The 6,237-nt window shown below is 65.3% G+C and carries 6 protein-coding genes; all 6 read right to left on the bottom strand.

Annotated features, from left to right (window positions below):
• A partial coding sequence (locus tag ENZ75_RS17385; RefSeq protein ID WP_128278202.1) for an ATP-binding cassette domain-containing protein occupies positions 1-269 on the bottom strand: 269 nt, incomplete at its 3' end.
• On the bottom strand, positions 269-1,072 hold the full coding sequence (locus ENZ75_RS17380; protein WP_082826501.1) for an ABC transporter permease: 804 nt from the start codon (positions 1,070-1,072) through the stop codon (positions 269-271). The genes ENZ75_RS17385 and ENZ75_RS17380, both read right to left, overlap by 1 nt.
• Entirely contained in the window at positions 1,069-2,199 is a 1,131-nt protein-coding gene (locus ENZ75_RS17375; RefSeq protein ID WP_027160785.1) for an ROK family transcriptional regulator, read from the bottom strand. The genes ENZ75_RS17380 and ENZ75_RS17375 overlap by 4 nt, the downstream gene beginning before the upstream one ends.
• 224 nt (positions 2,200-2,423) lie before the next feature.
• Positions 2,424-3,509 (bottom strand): histidine kinase dimerization/phosphoacceptor domain -containing protein, encoded by a 1,086-nt coding sequence (locus tag ENZ75_RS17370; RefSeq protein ID WP_063168598.1) that lies wholly within the window; start codon positions 3,507-3,509, stop codon positions 2,424-2,426.
• A gap of 143 nt (positions 3,510-3,652) precedes the next feature.
• Entirely contained in the window at positions 3,653-5,143 is a 1,491-nt protein-coding gene (locus ENZ75_RS17365) for an efflux transporter outer membrane subunit (protein ID WP_128278201.1), read from the bottom strand.
• A 12-nt stretch (positions 5,144-5,155) separates the two neighbouring features.
• Positions 5,156-6,237 (bottom strand): efflux RND transporter permease subunit (locus ENZ75_RS17360; protein WP_206617052.1); only part of this gene is annotated, 1,082 nt, incomplete at its 5' end.

Below are 6,237 nucleotides of genomic sequence, written 5' to 3'. Positions count from 1 at the left end.
GGAAACAGCGCGTATTGCTGGAAGATCATGCCGCGCTCCGGACCCGGCCCCTCGACCGCCTTGCCATCGACCAGCACGGTGCCCTCGCTCGGCTTCAGCAGGCCGGCCGCGATGTTGAGCGCGGTCGACTTACCGCAGCCGGACGGACCGACGACGGTGACGAATTCGCCGTCGGCGATGTCGAGCGACAGCCGGTCAAGCGCGACGAAGGCATTGTCCTTGAGGTCGAACCGGCGCGTGACCTTGTCGAAGACGATCTTGGGCGGCATCACACGCGCTCCTGCCAGACGGTCAGCCGGCGCTCGATCACCAAAAGGATGCGATCCATGGCAAGGCCGAGAAGGCCGATGGTGATCAGGCTGACGAAGATGGTCGGCAGGTCGTAGTAGAGTTGCGCCTGCTGCATGCGGAAACCGAGGCCGGTCTGCGCGGCGATCAGTTCGGCGGCCACCAGCGTCGCCCAGGCCGAGCCGAGGCCGATGCGCACGCCGACCAGGATGAACGGCGTCGATGCGGGAATGATGACGCGCAGGAAGATGGTCATGTCCTTGGCGCCGAGCACGCGCGCGGCGTTGATCATCGTCTTGTCGACGCTGATGACGCCCTGATAGGTGGCGACGACGCCGGCCAGGAAGGAGGCCAGGAAGATGACGAAGATCTTCGGCGTCTCGTCGATGCCCATCGTTACGATCGCCAGCGGAATGATGGCCAGCGGCGGGATCATGCGGAAGAACTGCAGATACGGCTCGATAAGCGAGCGCGCGACCTTGTACCAGCCCATGACGAAGCCGACCGGGATCGCCAGGATGACGCCGAGGAGAAAGCCGGTCATCACCCGAGCAAGGCTCGACATGATGTCGGTGGCGAGCTGCCCGTTTGCGATCAGATCGATAAACCTGGACGCAACCTGTGGCGGTGGCGGCAGGCCCACCGCGCCGCCCGCCGTCAACACCCACCAGATGGCGATGCCGGCGACGAGACCGCAGAGATTGAGCGCGAGACCGCGATAGTCGATACCCCGATCCTCGTTCGAGCCGCCGCCGGAGCGTGTCGTCTTCGACGCTTCGCTCATCGCGACACCCCCGAATAGAAAAAATGGTCGAGCGCCGCCGCAGCAGCACCGATGGCGCCGGCACCAGGACCGAGGCTCGACCGCTCGACCCGCAGCACGTCGCGCATCGGCGGCAGGACGCGTGGCGGAACGCCCCGCCTTATATGATCGATGAAGCTTTCCGGGGCTTCGGCCAGGTGACCGCCAAAGACGATCAGATCGGGATTGAGCAAATTGGTCGCCGTCGCTATGGCCGTCGTCAGATGCCGGAGCGCCGCGTTCCAGACGTCGGGATATTTCTCCACCGCGGCCAGCAGGCGCCTGGGATGAGGCGTGTCGATATGGGCGGCGCGGGCCAGCGCGCGTTCGGACAGGAATGTCTCCAGGCAGCCCACATTGCCGCAGGCGCAACGCTCGCCATCCTCGACCACCTGGACATGGCCGAGCTCGACGGCCCCGTAGCCGCCGGGACGGAACGGCATGCCGTTGATCACCAGGCCGGCGCCGAGGCCGGTGCGCAGATAGATGTAGAGCAGCGCGGTCGTGTCGCGCCCGATGCCGTAGCGCGATTCCGCCAGCGCCATCGCGCTGACATTGTGCTCGACCACCACCGGCATGCGCAGCGCCGTTTCGAGCTCGTCGGCGAACGGCACGTCCTTCCAGTCGTAATTGACCGACTGCAGGTTGCGGCGGCGCTTGGTGTCCACCGGTCCCGGCACGCCGAGCCCCAGGCCGATCAGGCGCGAACGGTCGACGCCGGTCTTCTTGATCAATTGCTCGACGATCCGCACCACCATGCCGATCACCGCGGCGGGTTCGCTGGTGGCGGTGTCGAAATGCTGCGAGGCCATGGCTTTCGAGGCGGCCCTGAGGTCGGTGATGGTCGCGTCGATCGTTCCCGCGCCAATGTGCACGCCAACCACGGACAGGGCGTCGGGCACCAGCGCGACGCCGATCGCCGGCCGGCCGACGGGTGCATCGCCGGCAGTGGCCTGGTTGAGCTCGACCACGGTGCCTTCCCGCAGGAGATGGGCCGTCAGATGGGTCAGGGCGGTGGGTGACAGCGAGGTGCGCCGCGCCAGTTCGGCGCGCGACTGCGGACCGTCGTCGCGCAGGATTCGCAGGATCGCTCCGTGGTGCGCGCCCATTCTTCCTCCCTATTATTTTCTAATGTTAATAAATTAATTAAGCCTGTCAAGCACGGCAAAGCGCGGCTTGCGACTGGCATCGATGCACCTGGCTTTCACCCTACCCTGCCGCTGGAGTAGGGGCATTGACGCGAAGGGAGATAGCGGGGAAGGCAAGGCCGTCATGAGTAGGTCGAAGATCAGCCAAGCGGAGACGGCCACCTATGCCGCTTGGCTCCCGCGCGCTAAGGGGCGGTGGCAGCCGAGCGCTTGAACAGGATGGTCACCCGCGTGCCCTCGCCGGCGCTCGACGTCACGTCGAACTCCGCCTTGGCATTCTCGGTCAGCGAGCGGGCGATCAGCGCGCCGAGTTTGCCGCGCTTGGGCCAGCTCTCGCCGTCCGGCAGGCCAATGCCGTCATCGGCGATCACGATGCGGCAGCCATCGCCGTCAACGATGCTGTGCAGCGTGATCGTGCCGCCGTCACGTCCCTGGAAGGCATGTTTGAGCGCATTGGTCAAAAGTTCGTTCACCACCAGCCCGGTCGGCATGGCGACATTGATCGACACCGGATAGGTGTCGACCTTCATGTCGAGGCGGATGCCCTCGACCGCATGCGAGTTCATGACCGCCGACGCGATCTGGCTGAGATAGACACCAAGATCGACCTCATCCTTGCCATCGTCCCCCGACAGCGTCTGGTAGAGGATCGCCAGCGCATCGACGCGCCCCGCCAGCCTCTCGAAACGCTTCTGGTCCGGTTCGGCCGCGTTGCGCGTCTCCATCCGGATCAGCGCGGTGATCATCTGCAGATTGTTCTTCACCCGGTGCTGCAGTTCGCGCAGCAGCGTGTCCTTCTCACGGATGCGCTCGTCGATCGATCGCGCATCTTCGGTTTCGCCATGGGCCGAAACGTCGACCAGCGCCACCAGCCGGAAGCAGGCCTTGCCATTGTCGTCCTCGATGACGTTGGAATAGACGTCGACGATAGTCGGTTGGCCTTCCTTCCGCTCCAGCCGGAACGTGCCGATGAAATCAGTGTCCTCGACCACGGCCTCGAACAGCGGCCGGTCCTTCTGCTTGTGCAGGCCGGTGCCGGAAAGCGCCGCCCAGTGTTGGCGAGCGAGCATCGCCGCCTTGAGGCCGGACAGTTTCTCGAATTCCGGATTGGCATAGACGACACGCTCCTTCGAACCCAGGTCCGAGACGGCAATGGCGATCGGCACCTGGTCGAGGAACTTCTTGAACTGTTCGCTTTCGAGCGCGCTGGCAAGGTCCGGCGTTTCGAGCAGCTGCCCGACCGCTTCGGCCTTCTGTGTATCGGATGTCATCTGCGGCGCCTGTGCTGTGTGGGCACCATCAATAACAGCGATGCGATCACCCCGCCATCGCCAAACATGGAGTCCGCATTTTCACGCCCCGCATCGGCGATGGCGGCGTGTCTGCCGAATTGACGCCGCTGCCTGAGAGTGCCTCAGGAGGCCGGCTTCGACGCCAGCCGTGGACCGGTCTTGACGTCGACGATCTCCGGCTTGGCGCTGTCGACCGCGCCATCCCAGCCGCCGCCGAGCGCCTTGTTGAGGGCGATGTAGTTGGTCGCCAGCAGGACGCGGCTTTGCAGCAGCGAGTCCTCGGCCGAATAGAGCGAGCGCTGGGCGTCGAGCACGTCGAGGAGGCTTGTCTCGCCGGCCTTGTAGAGCGTGCCTTCGAGACTTGCCGCCTCGCCATAGGACTTCGCGGACGAGGCGAGCTTGCCGATCCGGATGCGCTCCTGCGACAACAGCACCAGCGCGTTCTCGACATCCTCGAGCGCCGTCAGCACCGAAGACCGGTAAGCGATGAAATACTGATCGCGTTGCGCCTTGGCGACCTCGACGGCCGCCTGCAATTGGCCGGCATTGAACAGCGGCACACTCAGCGTCGGCCCGAACGACCAGCCGATCGACGAATTCTTGCCGAGATCGCCAAGCTTCAGCGCCGCCGTGCTGATGTCTCCCGTCAGGCTGACCGAGGGATAGCGGGCGGCTTCGGCCTGGCCGATCTTGGCGGTATATTGCGCATATTGGCGCTCCGCCATGCGCAAATCGGGCCGCGATAGCAGGAGGTCGGCGGGAATTCCGGTGGGCATCGGCAGGCGCGGTGCAGGAATGGGCGCGACCCGCTTCAGCCGCTCGTTGAGCGAGGCAGGCGGCCGGCCGGCCAACACCGCGAGACGATGCACGGCCTGCGCATAACTTGCCTCCAGCGTCGGAACGGCGGCTTCGGTGCTCGCTGCCTGACCCATTGCCTTGGCGACATCGGCGGCGGTCGCCGTGCCCGCCTGCGCCATGGTGCGGGTAAGTTCGGCGGTCTGTCTTTGCGACGCGGCCGGACGACGGGCGAGCGCGATGCGGGCCTGGTAGCCGCGCGCCTGGGTATAATAGGAAGCGACATCGCCGACCAGGGTGAGAAGCGTCGAGCGCAGTTCCTCCTGCGAGGCGTTCAGCCCGTAGTGCGCGGCCTCTACGCCCCTCCGGTTGGCGCCGAACAGGTCGAGCTCCCAGCTTGCATCGAAGCCGGCCTGGTACTCGCTGTAGGTGGCGTCAGAGCCTGATGTGGTCTCGGCCGACTTGTTGCGGGAGGCCGAGCCGGAGCCGTCGGCCGAAGGCAGCAATGTGCCGGCACTCTGGCGATAGCTGGCGCGCGCCTCGCGGATTTTTGCCTTGGCGGTGGCGACATCGAGATTGCCGGCAACCGCTTCCTCGACAAGCGTGTTCAGCTCGGGATCGCGTAGCCGCTGCCACCATTTTGACAGTCGTGCCGGCTGGGCAGGCTTTGTCGGCTTCTGGCCGCTCCAATTCGCCGGCATTGCCAGTATCGGTGTCTGATAATCCGGACCGACGACGCATCCCGCGAGCAGGACAGCGGTGAGCATAGGCGCAAGAAGCCGCCTCGCGGCCACCGAGCCACGTTCCAAACCTGTCATGTGAAGTTTTCCTTATTGCTGGGTGGCCGTCACCGGCGTCTCGCCCGTATCTGGTTTGGCCGCCCTGCCCTTGAAGATGCGCCGCACCGTGACGAACAATAGCGGCACCAGGAAGACGCCGATCACCGTCGCCGCGATCATGCCCCCCATCACGCCGATGCCGACCGAGTTCTGCGCGCCCGAGCCCGCACCGCTGGCGATCGCCAGCGGCAACACACCGAGGATAAAGGCCAGCGACGTCATCAGGATCGGCCGCAGCCGTTGTCGCGCCGCCTCCAGCGTCGCCTCGACCAGCCCCATCCCGGCGGCCTGCCGCTCGATGGCGAACTCGACGATGAGGATGGCGTTCTTGGCGGCGAGACCGATCGTGGTCAAAAGGCCGACCTTGAAATAAACGTCGTTGGACTGGCCGAACAGGCTGGCCGCCAGCAGCGCGCCGAAGATGCCGATCGGCACCGACAGCATGACCGCGAACGGGATCGACCAGCTCTCATAAAGTGCGGCCAGGCACAGGAACACGACCAGCGCCGAGATCGCATAGAGCGACAGCGCCTGGTTGCCGGAAAGCTTCTCCTGGTGCGACAGCCCGGTCCACTCGTGCGAATAGCCGGCGGGCAGTTGCGCGACGAGCTTGTCGATCTCGTCCATGGCGGCACCCGAGCTGACGCCCGTGGCCGCCGCGCCCTGGATCACGACCGCCGCCGACCCATTGTAGCGCTCCAGCCTGGGCGAGCCGAATGTCCAGTGGCTGGAGGCAAAGGCCGAGAACGGCACCATGTCGCCGCTGGCGTTGCGGACCTGCCATTTGTCCAAATCTTCCGGCTGCATGCGGAAGTTCGGGTCCGACTGCAGATAGACCGGTTTCACCCGCCCGCGATCGATGAAGTCGTTGACGTAATCGCTGCCCCAGGCGGTCGAAAGCGTGTTGTTGATGTCGGCCAGGCTGACGCCAAGCGCGCTGGCCTTCTCCTGGTCGATGTCGACCGAGAATTGCGGCTGGTCTTCCTGGCCGTTGGGCCTTGTGTTGGCGAGCACCTTGCTCTGCCCGGCCAGGGCCAGAAGCTGGTTGCGCGTCTGGATCAGCGCGTCATGGC

This window comes from Mesorhizobium sp. M7A.F.Ca.CA.002.04.1.1 (assembly GCF_004022805.1).
Lineage (GTDB): Bacteria > Pseudomonadota > Alphaproteobacteria > Rhizobiales > Rhizobiaceae > Mesorhizobium > Mesorhizobium ciceri.
This window is presented reverse-complemented; position numbering and strand designations above follow the sequence as displayed.

What these genes read in the sequence shown, in the direction of transcription:
- ENZ75_RS17380 (WP_082826501.1), bottom strand. Translation starts at nt 1,072, where the DNA reads ATGAGCGAAGCGTCGAAGACGACACGCTCCGGCGGCGGCTCGAACGAG.
- ENZ75_RS17375 (WP_027160785.1), bottom strand. Translation starts at nt 2,199, where the DNA reads ATGGGCGCGCACCACGGAGCGATCCTGCGAATCCTGCGCGACGACGGT.
- ENZ75_RS17370 (WP_063168598.1), bottom strand. Translation starts at nt 3,509, where the DNA reads ATGACATCCGATACACAGAAGGCCGAAGCGGTCGGGCAGCTGCTCGAA.
- ENZ75_RS17365 (WP_128278201.1), bottom strand. Translation starts at nt 5,143, where the DNA reads ATGACAGGTTTGGAACGTGGCTCGGTGGCCGCGAGGCGGCTTCTTGCG.